Origin of the sequence: Paraburkholderia sp. RL17-383-BIF-A (genome assembly GCF_046028015.1) — a bacterium.
Taxonomy (GTDB): Bacteria; Pseudomonadota; Gammaproteobacteria; order Burkholderiales; family Burkholderiaceae; genus Paraburkholderia.
Genome location: NZ_JARESR010000011.1, coordinates 104,392 through 127,833 on the forward strand (window position 1 = coordinate 104,392; position 23,442 = coordinate 127,833).

Here is a 23,442-nt window from a genome sequence, read left to right on the forward strand (position 1 = left end):
CATGAGCCTGGTTGAAGTTGCAAAGCCGTTGCCTCCCTCTTTGTGGGCGGCAACGGCGGAACCCGCGGTCGATACACCGCCGCTAGACGGCTCGGTCACAGCGGACGTGGCGATTGTCGGCGCCGGTTACACGGGTTTGTCGACGGCCTTGCATCTCGCGGAACAAGGCATACGCGTCTGTGTAATCGACGCCAACGAGCCCGGTTGGGGCGCGTCCGGCCGTAATGGTGGCCAGGTGATTCCCGGCCTGAAATACGATCCCGACGAACTCATCCGACGCTACGGCCCACGCGATGGCGAAGCACTCGTGCAAATGGCGGGCGGCGGCGCCGATTCGGTTTTCGCACTGATCGAGCGCCATGGCATTCAGTGCAACGCGACTCGCGCCGGCTGGATTCAGCCGACCCATTCGAGCAAGCTGCTCGGCACACTACACAACCGGGCGCAGCAGTGGGCGTCGCGCGGCGCGCCGGTCGAATTGCTCGACCGTACGCAGATATCGAGGCGGCTCGGCACGGACGCATTCGTCGGCGGTTGGGTCGACCTGCGCGCGGGCAGCGTGCATCCGTTGAGCTATGCGCGCGGCCTCGCACGCGCGGCGCAAACGGCGGGCACGGCGATACACAGCGGAACCCGTGCTGCGAGCGTCGAGCGTGGTCCGAAAGGATGGAGGATTCGCACGGCACAGGGTTCGCTCATCGATTCGAAGCAGGTGCTGCTGGCAACCAACGGTTATACGGATGGGCTTTGGCCGCAACTCGCTCAATCCGTGATCGCCGCAAATAGCTTTATCGTCGCAACGAGGCCGCTACCTGATGATGTCGGCGCAACGATTCTGCCCGGTGGCGAAGTGGCTTCCGATTCACGGCGACTGCTGCTCTATTTCCGCAAGGACGCACATGGACGTCTGCTGATGGGCGGACGCGGCCCCTTTCGCGAGCCTCGCAATGCCGCGGATTGGGCGCATCTCGAACGTGCCGCCCGGTTGATGTTTCCACAACTGAAGGACATCGAATACGAATACCGATGGGCGGGTCGTATCGCCATCACCCGCAACTTTTTGCCGCACGTGCATGTGCCGGCAGAAGGGATGACGATCGCGCTGGGTTACAACGGACGCGGCATTGCAATGGCGACGACGTTAGGAAAACATCTGGCCGCTTTGATCGGCGGGACGACACGTGGCTTGCCGCTTCCGCCGACCTCTATCGAACCTGTGCCGTTTCATGCGTTGCAGCGGTTTTATATCAGCGCGGGCGTGGCATGGTATGGACTGCTCGATGCGCTTTCTTGAAGCATAAGTTCGGGTGTATGCGGTGTGGCTGGCGCAGCTCCTATTGAATCGGTACGCATCCTTTTCGGCATGAATAAGAGTCGGCGGCACAGCGATTGCTGCGCTTTTGGTCGGGCAGGCGACGACCGTCTGTTTCTTTATTCAGTCCGATAAGGAGGGATGGATCATGAGCAAGGCAATCAGCACATTGATCGCGGCCATCGCCGCACTTACGCTGTCGGGTGGCGCTTATGCACAGACAGCGGGAGGTTCGAACGGCACCGGTTCAGCGGGTAGCACGGCAAGTCCCGCGAATCAGGTGAATCAGCCGAGCAGTGGAATGAGTGGTTATGGCACGCCTGGCGCTACGAATTCGGATAGCGGGATGGCGACCAGGGCGCCGAATTCGGGTTTGCCGAGTGGCTCGAATAGTAGCTCTACATCTGGGACCAGCGCTCCTAAAAGCAACAACACGTTGGCGAGGCCAAGTGTCGTTTCGCCTGCCGCTGGCCAATGAGAGATGTAAAGCTCAAGACCAACCGCGAATATGAGCGTAAGTAATTTCGACTTGCGCCCCACTTCCGCAGTAGCAGGAATGAGTCAATACGACCGGCCTCCGCCGGCGCACGCTGCCGAGCGTTGCAGAGAGCGAGGACTTCGCCACAGCACGCGCGGTGACGGATGCGTGAGTATCGATGAGGGTGTAACCTATTCACGCCTCGGTGGAGAAGGCCATCGCGAGTCAGGGCTCGATTCGTAGCTGACGATTTTCGTCGAAGTCCGTCGCGGAGAAATTCGGGTCGGTCATTCGCCATTGGTCGCATGAAGGGCCGCTGCCCGGTCGGACAGCGGTCATTCGTCTTTTCCTGACATTTTCCTAACGGTCGCGCCACTACACGCTTAGTCGGCACACCGTAATCTGGATCGTCCCGATCTTTTAAAAGTATGTGGTCTCTGGGCTACCAAACAACCGCAACTGTAATGGGATAGTAAAAGGAATCCTTAACATTGGCGATTTTCTCTACCCATCCTTCATTGCGATTAACCGTTCTCGCTATGTTCGGGATCTAACAGAACAACGCATACAGAGCAAATATGATCTAACCGCTGCGGAGCATCGTCTGCCATGAGCAACTGTCAGTTATATAAATTACAGTCTGCTTTCGTTCGCAACCAATCAGCTGGCTGCGAACAATGCTGCAGAGTGCACATATAACTCGGAACATAAATCAGGAAACCGAATGGATATGGCGACCCAACATGCTCCTGATCTTGGCGGCAACGCATTCATCGGGTCCCCTAGCCGGTTTCCGGAATATCTCTCTTCGTTAGAACGCAACGGTTTTCTTTGCGTACCGGACTTTGCATCGGCTGACGACGTACAGTTCATCAATGCCACACTGCAGAAACTCCTGCGCGATGGTACGGGTTTCAAGGAAGGCGCTCGGCGCGACCTGGTCGATCCCAACGATTCCCTAGGCTCCGATAGCTTGACCGAACTGGTGTTGCCGCACAACTATGCGCCCGAGCTTCATCAGACACGCTATTTTGCCGACGCCCTTCGGCTCGCCCGCGCCATCCTTGGACCCGAAGCCGAGTTTGCCTTCGACCATGCCATTCTCAAGCCCGCACTGCATGGCGCACAAACGCCGTGGCATCAGGACGAGGCATATCAGTCGGGCCCGGAGCAGGGGCGCCGGCAGATCGCGGTGTGGATGGCAACCTCGGCGGCAACGCTCGAGAACGGGTGCATGCGTTACGTGGCGGGCTCGCATCTGGGCGAAGTCCTGACACATCGTCCCTACCAAGGAGACGAGCGGGTTCATGGGCTCGAATGCATCGACGCATTCAATCCAGACGACGTGAACTACTGCCCTGTCGAGGCTGGCGGAATCGTGATTCATAGCGGACGCACGCTGCACGGCGCTGGTCCAAACCAGACGACTAGTGCACGTCTTGCCTACATCGTCGTCTTCGCTGCGCCCGGCGCTGTGGAACATGTACCACGGGAATTCAGCTGGCTGCAGCGGCCCGCCGAGGCGGCTTCACAACGCCGTCGGCAATGGCTGATACGAGGGGGCGTGCTGATCGAGGTCGCTCGCAAAGTCCGGCGTTCACGTCAGCGCGCAACAAGCGGATTCGCACAGCAATTGCAGCAGGCGCTCATGCGTCGAATTCGCGGAAGACTGGGTGGCCGCGGCGCGTCGAAATCCAAGTAGTGCGCAAGACGTTTTCGAGGAGCGTCGCTCCCCATAGAAAGGCGCTGGTGGCAGGGCGTTGGATCAACGCGGCAGAGCCCGCGGAACGCGACATTCGTCGCTTAATGCGATCACGAGCCGCAGTGGGTTGGGAGTGCCAGTTCATCGATTCAAATAGCGGGCGTCCAGTTGCTTGATGCCACCGGCGTGAGCAACGGGACACCTTGCTCACGCCGGATCTAGCACGTTTCAATGTCGGCATTGGCCGAACAATGCGTATTAGGATCACCACCAAGCTTCGCAGTTCCTCCTGCCGACGTGGTTGCGATGACGAGCGATACGCACGTACGCCGCAAAAAAGAAAAATCGCTTTAAACAATACTATCCAACGCCTTCGCAAGCCTCGCTACCGCAGCTTCGACGTCATGCAGCTTGTCCAACCCAAACAATCCAATGCGGAAGGTCTTAAAATCCTCAGGCTCGTCGCATTGAAGCGGAACGCCAGCCGCAATCTGCAAACCCGCATCGGCAAACTTCTTACCCGATCGAATTCCATCATCGTCGGTGTAGCTGACGACAACGCCCGGTGCCTCAAACCCTTCAGCCGCCACGCTTCTAAACCCCTTATCCGCAAGAAGTGACCGAACACGCTTCCCAAGCTCAAGCTGCTCCGCTCTCACTTTATCGAAGCCGTATGCCTCGGTCTCCTTCATAACGTCACGCAACGTAGCGAGACCGTCCGTAGGCATCGTCGCGTGATACGCGAACCCACCGTTCTCGTAGGCTTCCATGATCTGCAGCCATTTGCGAAGATCACACGCGAAACTGGTACTCGTCGTCCCGTTGATTCTTTCGCGGGCAAGCTCGCTCAGCATGACCAGACCGCAGCACGGCGACGCGCTCCATCCCTTTTGCGGTGCGCTGATCAGGACGTCAACGTCGCTCGCCTTCATGTCGACCCAGACCGTACCGGAGGCAATGCAATCCAGTACGAACATGCCGTCGACGGCATGCGCAGCGTCGGCCACCGCGCGCAAATAAGCGTCCGGCAGCATGATCCCGGATGCGGTTTCGACATGCGGCGCAAAGACCAGATCCGGCTTGTGTTCCCTGATTGCGGCGACCACGTCTTCGATAGGTGGCGGTGCATAGGCAGCCTGTCTCCCTTCTTCGACCGGGCGCGCCTTCAGCACGATCGATTCAGACGGAATGCCGCCCATGTCGAAAATCTGCGTCCAGCGGAAACTGAACCAGCCATTCCGGATGACCAGGCACTTCCTGTTCGTTGCGAACTGCCGGGCGACGGCTTCCATGCCGAACGTCCCGCTGCCAGGTACAACAACGACCGACTTCGCGTTGTAGACCTTCTTCAGAGAATCGGAAATATCGCGCATCACTCCTTGAAAGAGCTGCGACATATGATTGATTGATCGGTCGGTGTAAACGACTGAGTATTCGAGGAGCCCCTCGCGGTCGACATCGGGAAGTAAGCCTGGCACGTTTGTCTCCGGTTATAGATGAATATTTGTACGTGAAACAGATTCTAGCGAAAGCTATGTGCGGCTGCGGCAAAAAGCATTTTGCATTGCTGCTGCCGGCCCGTGGCGCCGGTCGCTGCCAGGCCAGCGGGGCATCCGCCTGGCTTGATAGAACGAGCCACTCCGTCGGTTTGAACCGTCGCCTCGCCCTCCGCAGACCCGCTTCCTACTTGGAACTATACTAGGACACTTGGAGGTCCCCATGCCCGACCACGACAAACCGCATCCACTCCGCCCGTTCCTGAAAAATTGGATTTGGGAGCATGGACGGATCGGCACTCGCTATCTTGACTACGCGGATGCCGAGATCAAGTTTGATGAAGGCAAGAAATCGCATTTCGCAGCCGAGAAATACACCTACGTACCCCTCGGCAAGGACGCTCAAGACGACGTGTCCAAAGATGGTCCCGCGATCCAGGAAGCGGGACTCGCCCGCTTTCTGCGAGCCGCGCAATTGGGCACGCCAGAGGAAGCAGGTTCTGTCGCGGAGGTTCAACGCGCCGTGCAGGACTGCGTCGAACTCGGCCTGTTCAGCGCCTATCAATCACAGGCTCGAGAAGCATTTGGCCGCTACGCGCAAGAACCCATGTTCGACGACGAGATTCGCGCAGCGGTTGTCGACGACATCAGGCGTATGTACGCTGGCATGCCAGAACAACTGGCGCTATACGATTTCAGCGTGCTTTACGGCTTGCCCACACCGCTGCTGATCAACGAGGCGCCGTTCATCGACTGGCGTGTGCGCGCCAGTCCGGCACTTCCGTTTGTATCGCTTCCGCTGGGACCTTACTGCCTGCTCGTAGGTGCGCCGTCTGGGAGGCAAAGCCGAATCGGATCGGTGGTCTGGAAAGCAGCTGCGGCGATGGGCCCGTTGAAGGACCACAACCGCCAGATCGCGGAGCACGCACGTCTTTGGCTGGTGGCGACCAATGATGACCAACTCGTCGCTGAAAAAAACCGCATCGCCGCGGCGTCGGGGGTTATTCCTCGACGCACGTAACTGTTGAACGTAGACGTTATCCGGAGGCACGCCATGCAGGACGAGACAATACGTGAGGCACTGAATGCGCACTGGCAAGCGTCGGCGGCCGGCGATCTCGACGCGGAACACGATATTTACCATGACGATGCCATCTGTGACTATCCGCAGTCAGGCGAGCGAATCCTCGGGCGAACGAATTTGCAGGCACTGCGGAGTCATCATCCAGGCAAGCCAGCAGGTTTCGATGTCAGGCGCATTCAAGGGGAAGGCAATCTATGGATAACGGAATACGCCATCAACTATAACGGGCGGCTGGCGTACACGGTCAGCATTATGGAGTTCTGTAACGGCAAGGTTATTCACGAGACGCAGTATTTTTCCGATCCATTTGAAGCGCCGAGTTGGCGGAGTCAATGGGTTCAGCAAATCGCGTGACTATGCGATGCATTGCCCCTCTTCCTTACGCCTCTTTCAACCAAGGCATTTCCACAGGCGACACCACCAACTGCCTACCCTCGCGCTTCAGTTCGAAGATAAACCCCACCAGAATCATAGAATCGGCATAAGGGATCGGAAATACGTGTGGATTTTCCGCAGCGCGCAGCGGCCGAGCCGGCGTGTCCGCCGTCACCGCAGCATTCTCGCGGACGCTTTCCAGCTCGTCAGCCATGGCCTGACCACTGAGTTTCACGACACGGCTACGCAGGTCGCTGAAGGGTTCGATACGTGCCGCATCTTCGTTGTATTCGGGCACTTCATAGATGAACCAAGACATGTGCAGCTCCCAAGGAAAGGGCCGCCATTCTAACAGCGGCTTAATCGGTCGCGGATTCAACCGGTCGATGCAATAGCCAGATCGAATCGCGCAACCACCGCCTCAAGCCTACGCCTTCCGCCCCACATTCTCCAACTCAAACGGCGTATCGCGCAACCGCTTGCCCGTCAGCCTGAACACCGCATTAGCAACCGCCGGCGCCACCGAAGGACTCGACAACTCCCCCACGCCACCCGGTTTCGACGTATCCCCCTGCACAATCAGAACGTCGACCTCCGGCATATCACTCATCCGCATGACCCGATAACTATCGAAGTTCTTCTGCTGAATCTGCCCATGCCGAATATCAATGCGATCCGCTGTCGCATGCCCGAGCCCCCACATCAATCCACCATAAAGCTGTTCCTCTACACCACCAGGCGAGACAGCCAACCCACAATCCGCGACACAGGTGAGCTTCTCGACTACAACCCCATCGCCCTTGCGAGCCACCCGCGCCACGACCGCCACATAACTGCTATACGCCTGATTCGTCGCCACACCCAAAGCAGTCCCGGCAGGCAACGCCTTCCCCCACCCAGCCCGTTTCGCCGCCTCACGCAAAACAGCCTGATGCCTCAGATCCTTCATATGCGCGAGCCGAAACTCGACCGGATCCTGATGCCCCGCATGCGCCGCCTCATCCATGAACGACTCGACCGCGAACACATTCGGGATATAACTCACCGCCCGATACCAGCCGGTCGGCACCCCCGTCTCATGCCGCACCCAACCAATATCCACATGTGGCGCCCCATAAGCGAACTCATACTTGCTGATCGCCTCCGTGGTGCTGTAATCCATCCGATCCGGCCGATCGAAGTACCCCGGCTCCCATTGTTCCGGCGAAGCAGGCATGACCGCGCGCAATTGCAGCGTCGCCAGATTGCCGCGCGCATCGAGCACGGCCCTCGCCCGGTGATAGCTCGCCGAGTGATAGTAAAGCGCGCGCATTTCGTCCTCGCGGCTGTTCATCAGCTTGACCGGCTGCCCAACCTTCAACGCAAGCCACGTCACTTCAAAAAGCCAGTACTTCGATTCACGCGACCCAAAGCTTCCGCCTGAAACCAGCTCATGCAGCACCACACGATCCGCCGGAATGCCGCCGATCACCTCGGCCGCCTCCTGCACCGTCGAAGGCACCTGCAGACCACCCCAATACTCGATCTGCCCATCCTTCGCCCACGCAGTGACGTTGATCGGTTCGAGCGGATTCTGCGCCTTATAAGGCATCGAATAAGCAGCTTCGATCACCCGCGCACCATGCGGCCACGCCGTCTTCACATCGCCGCTCTGAATGGTCGGCACCACCCTTGCCGCGGGATCGTCGAGCCACGCCGCCTGACGCGCAGCAAGCGTGCTGCTATCGAAAGTTTCAAGCGGACTATCTTCCCACTCCACATGCAACGCCGCCTGCCCCTTATGCGCCGACCAGTAGTCATCAGCCAATACGGCCACGCCCGCCTGATTGCCGCCGAGAATGTCCGGCCTCCCAGGAATCTGCACGACCTGCCGCACACCGGGCACGGCCAGCGCGGCTTTGGCATCCACGCTGCGCACGCGCGCATCAATCACCGGCGCACGTGTGACGACCGCGACCAGCATGCCCGGCAACGACACGTCGATGCTGTACGGAAACGCGCCTCTCGCCTTCTCCGCAGCGCCGCGTTTCTTCTGCAATTTGCCGATGTATCTGAACTGCGACGGGTCTTTCAACGCGACGTCCTTAGGCGCGGGCAATCGCGCGGCGACCTGCGCCAGCGAGCCATAGTTCGCACGCTTGCCGCCAGCCTTGTCGATGACGAAGCCGTTTTCCGTCGAACATGCCGATGGCGCCACATTCCATTGCTTCGCCGCGGCAGCGATCAACATCGCCCGCGCTGTCGCGCCTGCACGTCGCAAGCGGTCGTATTCCAGCGAGACGCTCGTACTCCCGCCCGTCGAAAACACCTTCCACAACGGATGAATGTAATCGCCGTAAAACGGATTCTCCGGCGTAATCACATCCACGCGAAACGGATCGACATCCAATTCTTCCGCGACCAGCGCAGCGAGCGCGGTACGCGTTCCCGTGCCGGAGTCGTGTTTATGGACGACGAGCTTGATCGTGTCGTCCGGCAGTACGCGCACCCACGCATTCGGTTCGAATTCGCCGGCTTGCGGTTTGGGGTCGCCGCTTGCGCTATTACCGTTGGCGAACGCTTCAGGCAACTGGAAGCCGATCGCAAGCCCCGAGGCCAACAGCGCCGAACTCTGCTTGATGAAGCGACGGCGCGCGGCGCCGCGAGCGCTGGTCAGCGCGTCTTTGTCGTTGCGCATTCAAGCCTCCTCGTTCGTAGCATGAAACGAGCAGGCGGACGCGCAACCAGGCATCTCTACCGCCGCCAGCGATGCATCACCCGAAGCCGCCCGCTTGATCGCCTTGCGAATCCGCGAGTACGTGCCGCATCGACAGATGTTGCCCGACATCGCCGCCGTGATGGTTTCGTCGTTGACGGTCGGCTTGTCCTTGAGAAACGAGGCCGCCTGCATCAGTTGACCGGACTGGCAGTAGCCGCATTGCGGTACATCCTCGGCGACCCACGCGAGTTGCAGCGGATGCCGGCCGTCCTTCGACAATCCTTCGATCGTCGTGATGCGTTTTCCGGCCACCGCGGCTATCGGCAGCAAACACGAGCGAACCGCCTCGCCTTCCAGATGCACCGTACACGCACCGCAAAAGCCGCCGCCGCAGCCGAATTTGGTGCCGGTCAATTTGAGCCGGTCGCGCAACACCCACAACAGGGGCATGTCTTCCGGTACATTGTCGAGCGAGTGCCGCGTGTCGTTGACCACGATCTCGATCATGCGCTGTCTCCTGAATGTTGTTGTGCAGCGCGGCGCATGCATGAACGAGAGCGTGAAAGACCGCGTGCTTGCGGCCATTATTGAAAGCCGTAAAGCACAGCGCCAGCGACGATTTCTTCCATCACCCGTAAGTCCGGCTAACACCATGTTGAAGCGCTATCCGTCCATCCAGTCGATGCAGGCCTTCCTGCTGGCAGCGCGCCTCGGCAGCTTTTCGAGCGCGGCGCGGCAGTTGTCGCTCACGCATAGCGCGATCAGCCAGCAGATTCGCACGCTCGAAGAATTCGTCGGCCAGCCGCTTTTTGTGCGCGAAAGCGGCCGCGTGGTGCTGACGGATGCCGGTGTGCTGTTCGCCAATCAGTTGGCCGATGGCTTCGAGCAGATCGATCGCGCGTTGTCGTCGGTGAAAGAGCGCCCGGTCAAACAGTCGATCACGCTCGACGTCGATCCCGAACTCGCGCAAAGCTGGCTGGTGGCGCGCTTGGCGGCTTTGCTCGGCGCGTTGAGCGGCACATCCCTCACGGTGTTGTCCACGCCGCGCCATGACCGCAGCGCGTTCGAGCGTGTGGATATTGCGTTGCGGTACGGATATGGCGAATGGGACGGCTTCGAAAACACGCTGATCTGCGGCGACCGTCTAACGGCCGTGGGCTCGCCATCGCTGCTGGAGGAACGCGGGCTTACCGTGCCGCTCACGCCGGAGCAACTCCTTGAATTGCCATTGCTCGGCTATACGAAGCGTTCGTGGATTCCCTGGCTCGCCGCCGCGGGTCTACCCGAAGTCGAGCCCGATGCGGTAGCGGTTTTCGACAACGCAGCCGGCTTGATCGCCGCGGCGAGTGCAGGCGTGGGCGCGGGTTTGGCGCGCGGCCTGCTCGCCGCCGACGCGCAACGCAACGGCACGTTAGTCGAACTAACACAGGTGGAAATTCCCACGCACTACAACCTCTACGCGGTATGGCCGCGCGAGAAAGCCGAGCGCGTGGCACCGCTGATCGACGTGATACGCGACCTGGTAGCGAAAACGGTCAGCACACGCTAGCCGCCACTTCCCGCACAGTATCGAGAAAGAGCGACAGCACCGGCGAAGGCGTCCCCGCACGATAACGCGCATACAGCGACACTTCGGGACGCGGCGCCGCCACCGGCACAAACACGACACCACCCGTCGACAATTGCCGCGCGGAAGAAGGCAGCAAGGCCACACCCAGCCCTTCCCGCACGAGGCACAACAGCGTATGCACCTCGACCACTTCCTGATCGATTCGCGGTGTAAACCCCGCCTCGACGCAACAGTCCTGTAGAAACCGCGCCAATTGCGACTGCCGCAGCCCGAACGACACGAAGCGCTCGCTCTCCAACTCGCGCAACGCAATCTCTTCACGCGAGGCCAGCGCATGCCCCAACGGCAGCGCAATCACCGCAGATTCGCGCATCACCACTTCGCTGCGAATCTCCGGATCCTCATGCGAGACGCGGAAGAAACACACATCGAGCCGGCGCTCCTTCAACGCGAGAACCTGCGCGGCCGGCGTCATCTCATGCAGCGTCCACCGCACTTGCGGATGCTTCTGCGCGAATACCCGTAGCGCGCGCGGAATCGGCTCGACCATTGCCGAGCTGATGATGCCGATCTCGAGACTGCCCACTTCGCCGCGCCCCGCGCAGCGCGTCAGATCGATCGCGCGTTCGAACTGCGCGAAGATCAACGGCACCTGTTCTTTAAGTGTTTTCCCTGCCTCGGTGAGTTCGACACGGTGCTGCGAGCGCGTGAACAACGCGGTGCCCATCTCCTCTTCGAGGATGCGAATCTGCTGGCTCAACGGCGGCTGGGAAATGTGCAGCCGCGCGGCTGCCCGGCCGAAATGCAGTTCGTCGGCAAGCACCGCGAAGTAACGCAACAGCCGGATGTCCATATCGCAAACGTATCAAGATCGTGGTTAAAAAATATTGTACAGAGCGTTTTTATCTTGTGAGACTGCATCGCAAGCAGCAGTGCACATCAGTGTGACACTCGATGCCGGCGAGGGGAAGGCGCACAAACACTGCGTCTTGCAAAGGGCCGCATGGGCAAGCCCAACGGGCTGAGTTCCATCGATGCGCCTGCCCGCGATCCGGCAACTGGATACACCAGTTCCTCTCAAGGAGATCGAGTACATGATCATCGACACTAGCTGTTACCCGACCAACCTGGTCGACCTCGCGTGGCGCCATGACGGCGAGCCATTTTCCGGCGAGCGTCTGATCGAGGTGATGGACGGCCCCTACATCATCAACGGTAAGCCTCGCCGCATCGACAAGGCGTTCATTCAGCCGCCGCAAGGCAACACCATCTATACGTGGACCGACGGCGAACGCTCGGGCCGCGAGTCGATCGACGACTACATGGCGTACACCGTGGAATGCGTTCAGAAGTACCCGGACCGTCTGCTCGGCTGCTTCGTCTACAACCCCCGTTGCGGTCCGGAGAACGGCGCCGACGCGATCGAGTTCTATGCGAAGGAACACGGCTTCAAGATGGTGCAGTTGCAGGCCAACATGCATGCGTATCGCCCCGACCGCGCGCTCGACTGGCTGCGCCCCGCGTTGCGTAAATGCGCGGACCTCGGCCTGCTGGTGAAGCTGCACACCGGCGACGGCCCATACAGCATTCCGAGTGAATGGTATCCGCTGATTCGCGAATTCCCGTCGGTGAATTTCATCATGGCGCACTTCGGTGTGCAGACGGGCGGCGTGTATTGCTTCGAGCCGTATCAGATGGCGCTCGATACACCGAACGTGTATTGCGAATCGAGCTGGTGCCTGCAATCGCGCATCGTCGAATTCGCGAAGGTGCTGCCCACGCACAAGATTCTCTACGGTTCCGACACGCCGCCGAACGAGCCGGGCATGTGGCTGCGTTTGCTCGAAGTGTTGTGCCACGAACCGCCGCAAGGCCTGAATCTCGACGAAGACACACTCGAGGATTATCTCGGCAACAACCTCGCCCGCATGATCGGCCTCGAGCCGAGCGCGCCGCCGAGGAGCGTCGAAGAAGCGCAAGCCTATCTGAAACACCATGCCGGCACCGCGAAGAAACACGCGGGCGAGGCCCACTACGCAGGAGCCCGCTGATGATCATCGATACCCATCTGCACCCCACGAACCTCGTCGACGAAGCCTGGCGCCACACCGGTGAGCCGTTCACCGGCGAACGCCTGCTGAAGATGATGGACGGTCCGTACATCATCAACGGCAAGCCGCGCCGGATCGACATGGGCTTCATTCAGCCGCCGCCCGGCAACACCGGCTATCGCGACGGCAATCGACGCGGCCGCGAAGGCATTCGCGACTACATGTCATATATCGCCGAGTTGACGCAGAAGTACCCGGATCGTTTTATCGGCAACTTTACGTACAACCCGCGCTGGGGCCCGGAAAATGGTGCGGCCGAGCTCGAATTCCACGTGAAGGAATACGGCTTCAAGATGCTCAAGCTGCACGCGAACATGCACGGCTACCGGCCGGATCGCGCGCTCGACTGGTTGCGTCCCGCGATGAAGAAGTGCGCGGAGCTCGGCGTGGTCGTGCTGATTCATACCGGCGACGGACCGTACACGATCCCCACGCAGTTCTATCCGATCATCCGCGAATTCCCGATGGTGAATTTCATCATCGGTCACTTCGGGATTCAGACGGGCGGCAACTATTCGTTCGAAGCCTTCTGGATGGCGATGGACACGCCGAACGTGTACTGCGAATCGGGCTGGTGCTACCAGTCGCGCATCGTCGAATTCGCTCGCGAGCTGCCGCGCAACAAGATCGTGTTCGGCACGGATTCGCCGCCGAACGAGCCGGGCATGTGGCTGCGCGAACTCGAAATGCTGTGCGGTCCCGCGCCGCAAGGCATGAATCTCGATGAGGACGGCCTCGAAGACTACATGGGCAACAACATCGCCCGCCTGGTCGGAATCGAGCCAACCAAGCCGCCGAAGGATCTCGCCGAAGCGGAAAAGCGTTTGAAGGCGACGTACGTGAATGATGTGACGCAGCCGGCTTAACGCTGACTGCCCGATGGTTTGAAAGCAGGCGCGGTTAGCGCCGCGCCTGCTTCTTTCGTCTCACGCGTTTCGACTCAACCAGCGGTCCGCTTTCGACGGAGTTCACTATGGCGGATAACCTCTTCCGCGCTACACAGGATTTTCATCGCTTTGCGCTTGCGTATCGCGAGCACTATTCCGACGATGTATTGACGCTGACTCAGCCGCTGTCCGCGGACCAGGATGTCACGGCGGTCGTCGCGGAACTCGCCGCGCGCGGCCAGCATCCCATGCTGATCTGCGAGAAGGTCGACGGCATCGCGACACCTCTCGTCACCAACTTTTTCGCTTCACGCACACGCATTGGACGCCTGTTCGATGTCGATGCGTCCGGCCTCTTCGAAGCGTATCAACGACGCGCCAATGCACCCATCGCGCCCGTGTACGTGGCGAACGGTCCCGTGCTGGACCAGGTGATAGAAGGCGACGCCGTCGATCTCGCGCAGTTGCCGATGATCCGCCACTTCGATACCGACCGCGGCCCGTATATCACCAATGCGGTGATCGTCGCCGAAGATCCGGTCACGGGCGTCGCGAACCTCAGCTATCACCGCTCCATGCAGCACGCGAAGGACGCGTTGGCCACCAGCCTGCATTCGCGCGGCCATCTCTGGCGCATGCTGCAAACCGCCCAGGCACGCGGCGACACGTTGAAAGTCGCGATGGTGATCGGCGCGCATCCGCTCTTCATGCTGGCCGCAGCCGCACGCGTACCGTTCGGCACAGACGAGCGCTCAATTGCAGGCGGTCTATTCGGTGCTCCGTTGGAACTGGTGCGCACGCCGCGCTACGGCATCGGCGTGCCCGCTTCCGCGGAGTTCGTGCTGGAAGGCACGATCGATCCTTCCGCGCACGCCGAAGAAGGCCCGTTCGGCGAGTTCACCGGTTATTCATCGGACCGCTCGACCAACAACGTGCTACGCGTCGACACGATGATGCGCCGTCACGATGCGTGGCTCGTCGATGTGGTCGGCGGTCCCTACGCGGAACATTTGACGTTAGCCCGTTTGCCGCGCGAAGCGGAAATGAGCGAGAAGCTGAAGGCGCGTTTCCCGTCGGTCACCGCCTTGCACTATCCCAACTCCGGCACGCATTTTCACTGCTATGTCGCGCTGAATCAGACGCGAGACGGCGAAGCGCGCCAAATCATGCTTGCGCTCCTCGGCTGGGACCCGTATCTGAAGAACGTCGTGGCGGTGGACAGCGACATCGACATCACCAACGACTCGCAGGTCTTGTGGGCGATCGCGACGCATTTTCAGCCGCATGAGGACGTGTTTATCGTCGACGGCTTGCCGGGCAGTCCGCTCGATCCTTCGTCGTCCGCGGCGGGCACCACGTCGCGTATGGGAATCGACGCGACACGCGGCGCGCATTTCGACGGCATCCGCGCACGGATTTGCGAACGTGCTTCGCAACAGGCCGTGGACATTCTGACCCGCGCCGCCGGAGCACAGCGATGAGCGCGCGGCGACTCGTAGTCGGCATCAGCGGCGCTTCCGGCTTTACGTATGGCGTGCGCCTGCTGCAACTGCTGCGTCAACTCGATATCGAAACGCATCTGACCGTCTCGCGCAGCGCGCTGCTCACGATGACGCACGAGACCGACTACAAGTTCGCCGAAGTCAGCGCGCTCGCCAGCGCCACCTACCGTTGCGACGACATGGCCGCGGCCATTTCCAGCGGCTCATTCCGCTCGCTGGGCATGATCGTCGCGCCCTGTTCGATGAAGACGCTTGCTGAAATTGCCAGCGGCATGTCGTCGAGCCTGATTTCACGCGCCGCTGATGTCACGTTGAAAGAGCGCCGCCCTCTGGTGCTGCTGGCGCGCGAAACACCGTACACGTTGGCGCATCTGCGCAACATGATTGCCGTAACCGAAATGGGCGCGATCGTCGCGCCACCCGTGCCGGCGTTTTACGCGCGCCCGGCTTCACTCGACCAGATGATCGATCACACGCTAGGCCGCGTGCTCGATCTGTTCGGTCTCGAAGCGGGCACCGTCAAACGCTGGCGAGAAGTGGACATACCCGCACCGCAAATCGCCTGATAGCCGAACCGCAGTACGAACGAAGAAACGGAGACGAGCCATGAATCACATTCACACCACCCACAATGAAATCGAGAAAATCCCCGTCACGGTGCTGACCGGGTTTCTTGGCGCCGGCAAAACGACGCTGCTCAACTACATCCTGCGTGAGAAGCACGGCCGCAAGATCGCGGTGATCGAAAACGAGTTCGGCGAGATCGGCATCGACGGTGGCCTTGTGCTCGAATCGACCGAAGAGATTTACGAAATGACCAACGGCTGCGTCTGCTGCGTCGGCGCGGTGCGCGAGGATCTGGTGCGGATCGTGCGCATGCTGGTGGAAAGGCCGGACCGGCTCGATCACATCATTGTGGAGACGAGCGGTCTCGCCGATCCGTATCCGGTGGCGCAGACTTTCTTTCTTGACGATCCGATTGCGAAGCAGGTGACGCTCGACGCCGTCGTCACGATGGTGGACGCGAAGCATATCGCGGCGCATCTGGACGATCTCGTGCTGGACGGTAGCGACAACCAGGCGGTCGATCAGATTGTGTGTGCGGACCGCATCGTCATCAACAAAGTCGATCTGGTCGGGCCGGACGATATCGCGTCGCTCACGCAGCGTATTCGCGGGCTCAATGCCACGGCAGAGATCGTGGAATCGAGCTATGCGCGGATCGACCTCGACAGGATTCTCGGCGTGGGCGCGAACGAGTTCTCGCAGATTCTCGTCGAAACCGATGGCTTGCACGAGGAAGAACACGCGCACGGCCACGAAGAACATCAAGCCCATCACGACCACGAACATGAGCACGATCACGCTCATCTCGACGACGATCACGCCGACCATCAACACGACGAAAGCGTGTCCTCCGTCGGGATCGAAGTCGACGCGGATATCGACCTCCACGCACTACAAGCCTGGCTTTCGGAGCTGCGCGACTCGGACGCGGCGAACCTGTTCCGCATGAAGGGCATTCTCGCCGTGCAAGGCCAGTCGCATCGCTATGTGTTGCAGGGCGTGCACAACGTCATCGAATTGCGCGCGGCGCAAGTGTGGGGCAGTGAACCGCGCTCGTGCCGCATTGTTTTCATTGGACGCGATCTCGATCGCGCCGCGCTGACCGACCGCTTCCATGCCTGTCTTGCCGTGCCGGTTGCGGCCTGACGGGAGACCCGGTCGGCGCGCGAAGTGATGCCGCACGGCGAGGCCCGTGCGGCGCGTTCCGATCGAAAACAAAATGCAAGTACCTTGCATGGGACCGGAGTAAGCGCTGAAGCGTTAATGCCGGTCGACATAGGAGACACGTCATGAACACCGCCATACACCCCGTCGATCGGATTCTGCCGAAGCGCCAGATGATCACGCTCGGTTTGCAGCACATGCTAGTGGCTTACATCGGCGCGATCGCTGTTCCGCTGATCGTTGCGTCGGCACTGAAGATGTCGCCGGCCGACACCACCGTGCTCATCAGCACGGCGCTGTTTTGCTCGGGCATTTCGACGATCCTGCAGACCGTCGGCTTCTGGAAGTTCGGTGTGCGCCTGCCGATTCTGCAAGGCGTCGCATTCAGCAGCGTCGGGCCGGTGATCGCGATCGGCACAAGTCCGGGCGTCGGCTTCGCCGGCGTATGTGGCGCGGTGATTGGCGCGGGTCTCTTCACGATGTTCGCCGCGCCGCTGGTCGGGCGCTTACGAAGGTTCTTTCCACCTGTCGTGACCGGCTGCATCGTAACCGTGATCGGCTTGCAACTGTTTCCCGTGGCGTATCAGTGGGCCGGTGGCGGCGAGGCCGCGCAACAGCAGTTCGGCGCCCTGCCCTTCCTGAGCGTCACGCTGTTCGTCGCATTGGTCATTCTCGCGATCAACCGATTTGCCAATGCGTTCCTGCGCAACCTGTCGGTGCTCATCGGCCTGGTGGCGGGCGGCATTCTGGCGTGTTCGCTCGGCATGGGCAATTTCGCGAGCGTGGCACAAGCGCCGTGGTTCACCTTGCCGCTGCCGTTTCACTTCGGCACGCCCGTGTTTTCGTTGGTGCCGGTGCTGACGATGATCGTCGTCATGGTCGTGCAGATGGTCGAATCCATGGGCCTCTTTGTCGCGATCGGCGACATCGTCGATAAGGACGTGAGCGAGGAAGACGTGGTGCGCGGCATGCGCGCCAACGGACTCGCCAGCGCGATTGCCGGCATGTTCGCGGCGTTCCCGTTCATCGCTTTCATGGAGAACGTCGGGCTCGTGATTCTGACCGGCGTGCGCAGCCGCTGGGTGGTGGCGATCAGCGGCGTGCTGATGTGCGTGGTGGCGCTGGTGCCGAAGATCGGTGCGGTGGTGGCCTCGACGCCTTCGGCGGCGCTCGGCGGCGCAGGCATCGCGATGTTCGGCGTCGTGGTCGCGGCCGGTGTGCAGACGCTGGCGAAGGTGGACTTCGAGCGCAATCGCTACAACGTGCTGATCGTCGGCTTTACGATCGCCACGGCGCTGATTCCGGTGATGGCGCCGCAAGTCTTCAAGCACATGCCCGACTGGACGCAGCCGTTCCTGCATAGCGGCGTGGTGCTGGCGTGCCTGGTTTCCGTGGTGCTGAACGCGGTGCTCAACGGCGCGCATGAAGAAGACCTCGTGCCGGCACACAACATGGTCCGCGAATAACGGACGCGGCATGACGAGCGCGGCCGGCACGCCTGTGTGGATCGCCGGCCGCTTCGCAGTAACTGAAAGGACATTGAATCGTGAGCATGCAAACTGAAGCGTTGCTGATCAAGAACCCTGTTGCGGTGATGAGCGGAATGAGCGGCGAGCGCGCGCGGCTCGGCCAGGTCGATCTGCGCATTCGCAACGGCCGTATCGAAACCATCGCCCCGAACCTTGACCCGCGCGCCGACGAGCGCGTGATCGACGCGCGGTCTTGCGTCGTCTATCCGGGCTGGGTGAATACGCACCACCATCTGTTCCAGAATCTGCTGAAGGCCGTGCCTTCCGGTATCAATGCGGACTTGCAGGACTGGCTGGCCGCCGTGCCCTATCCGCGGCTTGCGCGGTTTACGCCGGATCTGGCGCGTGTTGCGGCGCGTCTGGGTCTCGCCGAACTGCTGCTTTCCGGCGTGACGACTTGCGCGGATCATCACTATCTCTATCACGCCGACGGCAGCACCGAAACCGGTGATCTGCTATTCGACGAAGCGGCTTCGTTCGGCATGCGCTTCGTGTTGTGCCGGGGCGGCGCTTTGCAGGCGGCCGGCGATCATCCGGGCTTTTCGAAAGTCGCGCTCAAGCCCGAGACGCTCGATCAGATGCTGGCCGACATCGAACGTTTGAAGTCGCGCTATCACGACAGCGGCGCGGCCTCGATGCGCCGCGTGGTCGTCGCGCCCACCACGCCGACGTTCTCCCTGCCGCCCGAACTCCTGCCCGAAGTCGCGCGCGCGGCTCGGCGGATGGGTCTGCGGATGCATACGCATCTGTCCGAAACGACCCGTTATGTCGATTTCTGCAAGGAGCGTTTCAACCAGCTGCCGGTCGAGTTCGTCGCCGATCACGAGTGGCTTGGACCGGACGTCTGGTTCGCGCACCTCGTGCATCTGCAAGCCAGCGAAATCGCCATGCTCGCCGAAACGGGCAGCGGTTGCTCGCATTGCCCGGTCAGTAATGCGCGCTTAGGCAGCGGCATCGCGCCGGCGCCGCAAATGGCGGCCGCCGGCGTGCCGATGTCGCTCGCAGTGGATGGCGTGGCGTCGAACGAATCCGGCAGCATGACCAACGAAGCGCATTTCGCGTGGCTCGTGCATCGGGCGGCGCAGGGCGCGTCGGCGACCACCGTCGAAGAGACGATCCATTGGGGCAGCGCGGGCGGCGCAGGCGTGCTCGGTCTCGATGCGGTCGGCACGCTCGAAGTGGGCAAGGCGGCGGACTTCGTACTGTACGACATTAGCGATCTGCGTTTCAACGGCTTTCACGATGTCGCGGTGGCGCCGGTGACGGCGGGCGAACCGGCGCGCGTTCGCTATAACGTGGTGAACGGCCGCGTGGTGGTGGATAACGGCGTGATTCCGGGTCTCGATCTCGACGAACTTCGTTACGAAGCCGCCGAGGGCGTGAAACTGTTGCTCGCTGACTAAAGGACAGGGGACGCTTCAGGATGCAAAGCAAACGAATCCGGCTCGGCATGCTCACGCCATCGTCGAACACGGCGCTAGAGCCGATTACCGCTGCGATGCTGAGCGAACTGCCGCACGTCAGCGCGCACTTCGCCCGCTTCACGGTGACGGAGATCGCGTTATCCGAGACGGCGCTCGGTCAATTCGACGCGAGCCGGATTCTGGCGGCCGCGCGTCAACTCGCCGATGCGCGGGTGGACGTGATCGGCTGGAGCGGCACGTCGGCGGGTTGGCTGGGGTTCCAGCGAGATCAGGCGCTATGCAGACAGATCACCGAGGCGACCGGCATTCCCGCGACCACCTCGGTGCTGGCGCTCAACGAAATCTTCGAAAAGACCGGGGTAAGGCGGTTCGGTCTGGTGTCGCCTTATACCGATGACGTTCAGCAGCGGATCGTGCGTAACTACGAGACGCTCGGTATTGAATGCGTGGCGGAGCGGCATTTGGGGCTACAGGATAATTTCAGCTTTGCCGAAGTGCCCGACACACAACTCGCGATCATGATGCGCGAGGCCGCGTTCGCGAGACCAGACGCGGTGACCACCTTCTGCACGAATCTGCATGCCGCGCATCTGGTGCGCGCGTTCGAGATGGCGACGGATATTCCCGCGTACGACACGGTGGCGACAGTGGTGTGGAAGGCGTTGAGATTGGTGGATGTGGATACGAAGCCGTTGATGAGTTGGGGGCGGTTGTTTGGCGAACTGCGATAGCTTTGCGTTCGAGCGCTTCGTTCGAGCGTCGCGCCAGATTGAAAGGCTGAAGGGCCTCATTCAATGCGCCCTTCAGCCACCGCTGCGTCAGATCACTAGAGGCACCGCAGGCGGCAACGCTGCCAACCGCAAATGCTCGACGCCGTCGGCCAATGCAAACGTCGACTGCTGTCCATCCCGCATGCGAATGCTGATCGTCCTGTCACGCTCATCACGCGAGCCCACCACGACCAGAATCGGCACCTGCTTTTCCCGTGCATCGACGATCTTTTTCTCCAACCGCTCAGGCCGGCTGTCCAGCGCCGCTCTGACACCGGCAGTGTCGAGCGCACGCGTCACCTCTTGCGCATAAGCCAGATTCGCATCGCTGATCGTCGCCACCACGACCTGTTCAGGCGCCAGCCACACCGGCAACCATCCCTCATGATGTTCGAGCAGCATCGCGATGAACCGCTCCATGCTGCCGAGCACGGCATGATGGATCATCACCGGCCGCTCACGCTCATTGCGCTCGTTGACGAACTCGGCATCGAGCCGCTCGGGCAACACGAAGTCGAGCTGAATCGTGCCGCACTGCCAACTGCGCGCGCGGCTGTCCGTCAGATGAAACTCGAGTTTCGGTCCGTAAAAAGCGCCCTCTGCTTCGAGCACATCAAACTTCAGCCCGGCCGCGCGCGCCGCATTCGCCAACGCCTCTTCCGCCCGATCCCACGTTTCATCGCTGCCCGCACGCATCGCCGGGCGCGTCGCGAGCGCGACCTTGAACTCGGGAAAACCGAGGTCCGCATAGACCGCGCGCAATAGCGAACAGAAGCGGCCGACTTCCGCCTCGATATGTGCTTCCATGCAGAACACGTGCGCATCGTCCTGCACGAAAGCCCGCGTACGTTTGAGTCCTTCGAGCGAGCCGGAAGGCTCATCGCGGTGACACGCGCCGAACTCGCTATAACGCACCGGCAACTCGCGATAAGAACGCACACGCTGGTTGAACACCTGCACATGACAGGGACAGCTCATCGGCTTCAGCGACAGCGCGCGGCCTTCTTCGGCGTCGGCCAACGAATACATCGCCGCGCCGAACTTCTCCCAATGCCCGCTTTTTTCCCACAGCGAGCGCGCCAGCAATTGCGGCGTGCGAATCTCCCGAAAACCCGCGCGACGCATGCGGACACGCACATAATCTTCGAGCACGCGATACAGTTCCCAGCCTCGCGGGTGCCAGAACACCATGCCGGCGCCTTCTTCCTGTTGATGGAAGAGGTCGAGTTTATTGCCCAATACACGGTGGTCGATGTCGTTCACAGTCTTGCTCCGTTTGATCGCTTAGCGCTGGTGGATGCCGCAAACGGAGGTCCAGAAACGCCAAAGGCCCCGTCCGTTTCCGGCGGGGCCTTTGGTGGTTTGCCACTGCTTCTGCTCCTAGCGCGTGCAACCTCCAGACGACCCGCCTGTGAAGGTGGTCGTCGTGGTGGTGACGGCAGCGAAGGGAATCGAGTGGAAGTCCATGGCTCGACAGTAAACGATTCGGCGACGCTACGTCAATCGCATTCTCGACGCGCTCTGGTCAGAACAGCACGTTAAACGCTACGATGTATGTCTGATCCGAAACCGGCGCGCGCTTCGCAACACGCCGGTCTGCAACTCAACTGATCCATCGAGCCTCCAACCTTGACCATCCATATCCGCCCCGCTCGCGCAACCGACGCCGCGTTGATTCTTCGCTTCATCACTGAACTCGCGGTGTACGAAAAGGCCGAGCATGAAGTCGTCGCAAGCGTCCACGACATCGAAGCGAGCCTGTTTTCCGCCGAGTCCAGCGCGAAGGCGTTGATCTGCGAAATGAACGGTGAGCCAATTGGCTTCTGCGTTTACTTTTTCTCGTATTCGACCTGGCTCGGCAAGCAAGGGCTTTATCTGGAAGACCTGTACGTATCGCCGGCATCGCGCGGCAGCGGCGCGGGCAAACAGATGCTGCGCCACCTCGCGAACATTGCCTGCGACACCGGCTGCGGCCGCTTCGAATGGAGCGTGCTCGACTGGAACGAACCGGCGATCGGCTTCTACGAATCGATCGGCGCGAGCGCGCAAAGCGAATGGGTCCGGTATCGCCTGGCGGGAGATGCGCTCAAGAAATTTGCCGAGGGTGACGTTTAAGCGGTGTGTCTATATCCGCAACCGCCGACGTCACTTCGCCGCGCCATTCGCCACGGCGTCCACCTCGAACGCATCGCCCGTCGCAAAGAACGTTCCGCCGGCCACGTAGTGACAGGTGCGCAGATCGGGATCGTCGCCGAAGTGCCAGCGGTTATTCGAGTACACGCGGCTATCCGCATACGCCGCGACAACCTCGCCAATGATCAGGTCGTGGCGCTGGCTATCGTCCGGAATGACCTTGCACTCCATCCACGTGATGCAACCTGCGAGCATAGGCACGTCGATTTCTTGCGCGGGGAATGTCTCCAGATCGAAAGCTGAGAACTTGTCGAGTTCAGTGCCGGCGTTCGAGCCCACCGCCAGCGTTTGTGCCGCGAAGCCAACGCTCGGCAACTGCAGACCGAACACGCCGCTTGCCTCGATCAGTTGCCGCGTGAGCGTGCGGCTATCCACGACCACGACCACCTTCGGCGGATTGAAGTCGAGCGGCATCGCCCAGGAGGCCGCCATGACATTCGAGCGGCCGCCGTGCGCGCTGGTGATGATCGTGACCGGACCGTGATTGAGTAATTGCGTGGCCCGCGACAACGCCACAGGTTCTCGGGTGACTTTCATACATAGGTTCCGCGTCGAATGAATGAGAGCGATTGTAGCGTCG

At 60.9% G+C, this 23,442-nt stretch carries 22 protein-coding genes; 15 read left to right on the plus strand and 7 right to left on the minus strand.

Translation table 11 applies throughout. The annotated features are described in order from the left end of the window. Position 1: 1 nt before the first annotated feature. The 3 genes from P0D71_RS15370 (at position 2) to P0D71_RS15380 (ending at position 3,492) form a co-directional block, all read left to right on the plus strand. Positions 2–1,294, plus strand: coding sequence for an NAD(P)/FAD-dependent oxidoreductase (locus tag P0D71_RS15370; RefSeq protein ID WP_408480833.1), 1,293 nt, complete (start codon positions 2–4; stop codon positions 1,292–1,294). A gap of 166 nt (positions 1,295–1,460) precedes the next feature. Then, positions 1,461–1,790 carry a hypothetical protein gene (locus P0D71_RS15375; protein WP_408187464.1) on the plus strand — a complete coding sequence of 110 codons (330 nt, stop codon included), beginning with the start codon at positions 1,461–1,463 and terminating at the stop codon, positions 1,788–1,790. A 724-nt stretch (positions 1,791–2,514) separates the two neighbouring features. Then, positions 2,515–3,492 (plus strand): phytanoyl-CoA dioxygenase family protein, encoded by a 978-nt coding sequence (locus P0D71_RS15380; protein WP_408294960.1) that lies wholly within the window; start codon positions 2,515–2,517, stop codon positions 3,490–3,492. A 350-nt stretch (positions 3,493–3,842) separates the two neighbouring features. Here P0D71_RS15380 and P0D71_RS15385 read toward each other — a convergent pair whose 3' ends face one another. Next, the gene (locus tag P0D71_RS15385) at positions 3,843–4,970 is read right to left on the minus strand and encodes an aminotransferase class V-fold PLP-dependent enzyme (protein WP_408185901.1); all 1,128 of its coding nucleotides are present in this window, start codon (positions 4,968–4,970) and stop codon (positions 3,843–3,845) included. 241 nt (positions 4,971–5,211) lie between these two features. Between P0D71_RS15385 and P0D71_RS15390 the strand changes: the two genes are divergently transcribed. After that, positions 5,212–6,009 (plus strand): hypothetical protein, encoded by a 798-nt coding sequence (locus P0D71_RS15390; RefSeq protein ID WP_408480834.1) that lies wholly within the window; start codon positions 5,212–5,214, stop codon positions 6,007–6,009. A 33-nt stretch (positions 6,010–6,042) separates the two neighbouring features. Continuing rightward, positions 6,043–6,426: a nuclear transport factor 2 family protein gene (locus P0D71_RS15395; protein ID WP_408480835.1), complete on the plus strand. Its 384-nt coding sequence runs from the start codon at positions 6,043–6,045 to the stop codon at positions 6,424–6,426. Positions 6,427–6,451: 25 nt separating this feature from the next. Here P0D71_RS15395 and P0D71_RS15400 read toward each other — a convergent pair whose 3' ends face one another. From P0D71_RS15400 to P0D71_RS15410, 3 genes are all read right to left on the minus strand, one after another. Beyond that, positions 6,452–6,766: a helicase gene (locus tag P0D71_RS15400; RefSeq protein ID WP_408480837.1), complete on the minus strand. Its 315-nt coding sequence runs from the start codon at positions 6,764–6,766 to the stop codon at positions 6,452–6,454. A gap of 108 nt (positions 6,767–6,874) precedes the next feature. Further along, positions 6,875–9,124 carry a xanthine dehydrogenase family protein molybdopterin-binding subunit gene (locus P0D71_RS15405; protein WP_408480839.1) on the minus strand — a complete coding sequence of 750 codons (2,250 nt, stop codon included), beginning with the start codon at positions 9,122–9,124 and terminating at the stop codon, positions 6,875–6,877. Then, on the minus strand, positions 9,125–9,652 hold the full coding sequence (locus tag P0D71_RS15410; RefSeq protein ID WP_408480841.1) for a (2Fe-2S)-binding protein: 528 nt from the start codon (positions 9,650–9,652) through the stop codon (positions 9,125–9,127). A gap of 145 nt (positions 9,653–9,797) precedes the next feature. On the opposite strand from P0D71_RS15410, the gene P0D71_RS15415 reads away from it, so the two are divergent. Beyond that, positions 9,798–10,694 (plus strand): LysR substrate-binding domain-containing protein, encoded by an 897-nt coding sequence (locus tag P0D71_RS15415; RefSeq protein ID WP_091805684.1) that lies wholly within the window; start codon positions 9,798–9,800, stop codon positions 10,692–10,694. Here the strand turns inward: P0D71_RS15415 and P0D71_RS15420 are convergent. Continuing rightward, the gene (locus P0D71_RS15420) at positions 10,681–11,568 is read right to left on the minus strand and encodes a LysR substrate-binding domain-containing protein (protein ID WP_408480843.1); all 888 of its coding nucleotides are present in this window, start codon (positions 11,566–11,568) and stop codon (positions 10,681–10,683) included. The genes P0D71_RS15415 and P0D71_RS15420 overlap by 14 nt on opposite strands. A gap of 241 nt (positions 11,569–11,809) precedes the next feature. Between P0D71_RS15420 and P0D71_RS15425 the strand changes: the two genes are divergently transcribed. The 8 genes from P0D71_RS15425 to P0D71_RS15460 all read left to right on the plus strand — a co-directional run bounded on the left by P0D71_RS15425 (position 11,810) and on the right by P0D71_RS15460 (position 20,630). Continuing rightward, positions 11,810–12,766 (plus strand): amidohydrolase family protein, encoded by a 957-nt coding sequence (locus tag P0D71_RS15425; RefSeq protein ID WP_408480845.1) that lies wholly within the window; start codon positions 11,810–11,812, stop codon positions 12,764–12,766. After that, entirely contained in the window at positions 12,766–13,692 is a 927-nt protein-coding gene (locus P0D71_RS15430; RefSeq protein ID WP_012428924.1) for an amidohydrolase family protein, read from the plus strand. Before P0D71_RS15425 ends, P0D71_RS15430 begins: the two co-directional genes overlap by 1 nt. 107 nt (positions 13,693–13,799) lie before the next feature. Next, positions 13,800–15,194, plus strand: coding sequence for a UbiD family decarboxylase (locus P0D71_RS15435; protein WP_408480847.1), 1,395 nt, complete (start codon positions 13,800–13,802; stop codon positions 15,192–15,194). Further along, on the plus strand, positions 15,191–15,781 hold the full coding sequence (locus P0D71_RS15440; protein ID WP_408350699.1) for a UbiX family flavin prenyltransferase: 591 nt from the start codon (positions 15,191–15,193) through the stop codon (positions 15,779–15,781). Before P0D71_RS15435 ends, P0D71_RS15440 begins: the two co-directional genes overlap by 4 nt. 40 nt (positions 15,782–15,821) lie before the next feature. After that, positions 15,822–16,928: a CobW family GTP-binding protein gene (locus P0D71_RS15445; protein ID WP_408480849.1), complete on the plus strand. Its 1,107-nt coding sequence runs from the start codon at positions 15,822–15,824 to the stop codon at positions 16,926–16,928. 143 nt (positions 16,929–17,071) lie between these two features. After that, positions 17,072–18,412 (plus strand): nucleobase:cation symporter-2 family protein, encoded by a 1,341-nt coding sequence (locus tag P0D71_RS15450; protein ID WP_091805664.1) that lies wholly within the window; start codon positions 17,072–17,074, stop codon positions 18,410–18,412. A gap of 86 nt (positions 18,413–18,498) precedes the next feature. Further along, positions 18,499–19,878, plus strand: a complete 1,380-nt coding sequence (locus P0D71_RS15455) for an isoxanthopterin deaminase (RefSeq protein WP_408480923.1) — start codon at positions 18,499–18,501, stop codon at positions 19,876–19,878. Positions 19,879–19,898: 20 nt separating this feature from the next. Further along, the gene (locus P0D71_RS15460) at positions 19,899–20,630 is read left to right on the plus strand and encodes a maleate cis-trans isomerase family protein (protein WP_408480850.1); all 732 of its coding nucleotides are present in this window, start codon (positions 19,899–19,901) and stop codon (positions 20,628–20,630) included. Positions 20,631–20,717: 87 nt separating this feature from the next. Here P0D71_RS15460 and thrS read toward each other — a convergent pair whose 3' ends face one another. Further along, positions 20,718–21,932 (minus strand): threonine--tRNA ligase, encoded by a 1,215-nt coding sequence (gene thrS / locus P0D71_RS15465; RefSeq protein ID WP_408480851.1) that lies wholly within the window; start codon positions 21,930–21,932, stop codon positions 20,718–20,720. A 366-nt stretch (positions 21,933–22,298) separates the two neighbouring features. Between thrS and P0D71_RS15470 the strand changes: the two genes are divergently transcribed. After that, positions 22,299–22,784, plus strand: a complete 486-nt coding sequence (locus tag P0D71_RS15470) for a GNAT family N-acetyltransferase (protein ID WP_091805652.1) — start codon at positions 22,299–22,301, stop codon at positions 22,782–22,784. 30 nt (positions 22,785–22,814) lie between these two features. On the opposite strand, the gene P0D71_RS15475 is transcribed toward P0D71_RS15470, so the two are convergent. Next, positions 22,815–23,399 carry a flavin reductase family protein gene (locus P0D71_RS15475; protein ID WP_408480852.1) on the minus strand — a complete coding sequence of 195 codons (585 nt, stop codon included), beginning with the start codon at positions 23,397–23,399 and terminating at the stop codon, positions 22,815–22,817. Positions 23,400–23,442 lie beyond the last annotated feature (43 nt).

What these genes read in the sequence shown, in the direction of transcription:
- P0D71_RS15430 (WP_012428924.1), top strand. Translation starts at nt 12,766, where the DNA reads ATGATCATCGATACCCATCTGCACCCCACGAACCTCGTCGACGAAGCC.
- P0D71_RS15405 (WP_408480839.1), bottom strand. Translation starts at nt 9,124, where the DNA reads ATGCGCAACGACAAAGACGCGCTGACCAGCGCTCGCGGCGCCGCGCGC.
- P0D71_RS15420 (WP_408480843.1), bottom strand. Translation starts at nt 11,568, where the DNA reads ATGGACATCCGGCTGTTGCGTTACTTCGCGGTGCTTGCCGACGAACTG.
- P0D71_RS15425 (WP_408480845.1), top strand. Translation starts at nt 11,810, where the DNA reads ATGATCATCGACACTAGCTGTTACCCGACCAACCTGGTCGACCTCGCG.
- P0D71_RS15450 (WP_091805664.1), top strand. Translation starts at nt 17,072, where the DNA reads ATGAACACCGCCATACACCCCGTCGATCGGATTCTGCCGAAGCGCCAG.
- P0D71_RS15475 (WP_408480852.1), bottom strand. Translation starts at nt 23,399, where the DNA reads ATGAAAGTCACCCGAGAACCTGTGGCGTTGTCGCGGGCCACGCAATTA.
- P0D71_RS15375 (WP_408187464.1), top strand. Translation starts at nt 1,461, where the DNA reads ATGAGCAAGGCAATCAGCACATTGATCGCGGCCATCGCCGCACTTACG.
- P0D71_RS15455 (WP_408480923.1), top strand. Translation starts at nt 18,499, where the DNA reads ATGCAAACTGAAGCGTTGCTGATCAAGAACCCTGTTGCGGTGATGAGC.
- P0D71_RS15415 (WP_091805684.1), top strand. Translation starts at nt 9,798, where the DNA reads ATGTTGAAGCGCTATCCGTCCATCCAGTCGATGCAGGCCTTCCTGCTG.
- P0D71_RS15380 (WP_408294960.1), top strand. Translation starts at nt 2,515, where the DNA reads ATGGATATGGCGACCCAACATGCTCCTGATCTTGGCGGCAACGCATTC.
- P0D71_RS15445 (WP_408480849.1), top strand. Translation starts at nt 15,822, where the DNA reads ATGAATCACATTCACACCACCCACAATGAAATCGAGAAAATCCCCGTC.
- P0D71_RS15390 (WP_408480834.1), top strand. Translation starts at nt 5,212, where the DNA reads ATGCCCGACCACGACAAACCGCATCCACTCCGCCCGTTCCTGAAAAAT.
- P0D71_RS15410 (WP_408480841.1), bottom strand. Translation starts at nt 9,652, where the DNA reads ATGATCGAGATCGTGGTCAACGACACGCGGCACTCGCTCGACAATGTA.
- P0D71_RS15400 (WP_408480837.1), bottom strand. Translation starts at nt 6,766, where the DNA reads ATGTCTTGGTTCATCTATGAAGTGCCCGAATACAACGAAGATGCGGCA.
- P0D71_RS15370 (WP_408480833.1), top strand. Translation starts at nt 2, where the DNA reads ATGAGCCTGGTTGAAGTTGCAAAGCCGTTGCCTCCCTCTTTGTGGGCG.
- P0D71_RS15440 (WP_408350699.1), top strand. Translation starts at nt 15,191, where the DNA reads ATGAGCGCGCGGCGACTCGTAGTCGGCATCAGCGGCGCTTCCGGCTTT.
- P0D71_RS15435 (WP_408480847.1), top strand. Translation starts at nt 13,800, where the DNA reads ATGGCGGATAACCTCTTCCGCGCTACACAGGATTTTCATCGCTTTGCG.
- P0D71_RS15395 (WP_408480835.1), top strand. Translation starts at nt 6,043, where the DNA reads ATGCAGGACGAGACAATACGTGAGGCACTGAATGCGCACTGGCAAGCG.
- P0D71_RS15460 (WP_408480850.1), top strand. Translation starts at nt 19,899, where the DNA reads ATGCAAAGCAAACGAATCCGGCTCGGCATGCTCACGCCATCGTCGAAC.